We start from the raw sequence: 756 nt of genomic DNA, 5'->3' as shown, positions 1-756 counted from the left end.
AATTGCAGGAGAGATACACCTGTTCCCATGTCGAACTCAGAAGTTAAGTCGCATTACGCCGGAAGTAGTGGGGGTTTGCTCCCTGTGAGATAAGGTAGGTGCCAAGTTATAATCCTGCATAGCTCAGTTGGTAGTAGCGCCGGCCTGTTCATCATGATGCCCTAGCTTCGACTCCGGCTGCGGGAGATGAGTATAAGCGCCAGCAACAAATGGTCCGTTGGTCAAGGGGTTAAGACACCGCCTTTTCACGGCGGTAACACGGGTTCGAATCCCGTACGGACTATTTATGGAGGATTACCCAAGTCCGGCTGAAGGGAACGGTCTTGAAAACCGTCAGGCGTGTAAGAGCGTGCAAGGGTTCGAATCCCTTATCCTCCTTTTTAATATCGCGGGATGGAGCAGTTAGGTAGCTCGTCGGGCTCATAACCCGAAGGTCGTAGGTTCAAATCCTGCTCCCGCAATACTTACATTGGTAAGAGCGGTAAACACCGATATGGCTCGGTAGCTCAGTTGGTAGAGCAATGGATTGAAGCTCCATGTGTCGGCGGTTCGATTCCGTCTCGCGCCCTTTTTTATAATAAACGGGGGTAGTTTTGTGGGAAAACTACAGCCTTCCAAGCTGTTGTCGCGGGGTCGATTTTCGTCACCCCCTTTGAACCCCGGTTCAAATTTTTTTAACTTAATTTTTAAAAAATTAGGGCGCATAGCTCAGCTGGTTAGAGCGCACGCCCGATAAGCGTGAGGGCGGTGGTTCGG

At 50.7% G+C, this 756-nt stretch carries 5 tRNA genes and 1 rRNA gene; all 6 read left to right on the top strand.

The window, feature by feature from the left end:
• Positions 1–107 (top strand): 5S ribosomal RNA (gene rrf, locus BG261_RS05780); the annotation flags it as partial.
• A 104-nt stretch (positions 108–211) separates the two neighbouring features.
• Positions 212–283: transfer RNA gene (locus tag BG261_RS05775), tRNA-Glu, on the top strand.
• A gap of 5 nt (positions 284–288) precedes the next feature.
• A tRNA-Ser gene (locus BG261_RS05770) sits at positions 289–378 on the top strand.
• Between the two features lie 9 nt (positions 379–387).
• Positions 388–461 (top strand) — tRNA-Met (locus BG261_RS05765).
• A gap of 34 nt (positions 462–495) precedes the next feature.
• Positions 496–568 (top strand) — tRNA-Phe (locus tag BG261_RS05760).
• 15 nt (positions 569–583) lie between these two features.
• A tRNA-Gly gene (locus tag BG261_RS05755) sits at positions 584–652 on the top strand.
• Positions 653–756: the final 104 nt, after the last annotated feature.

It is taken from the genome of Floricoccus tropicus (assembly GCF_001832905.1).
Classification (GTDB): Bacteria; Bacillota; Bacilli; order Lactobacillales; family Streptococcaceae; genus Floricoccus; species Floricoccus tropicus.
The sequence above is the reverse complement of the archived record's forward strand: the minus strand, read 5'-3'. Positions and strand labels throughout refer to the sequence as shown.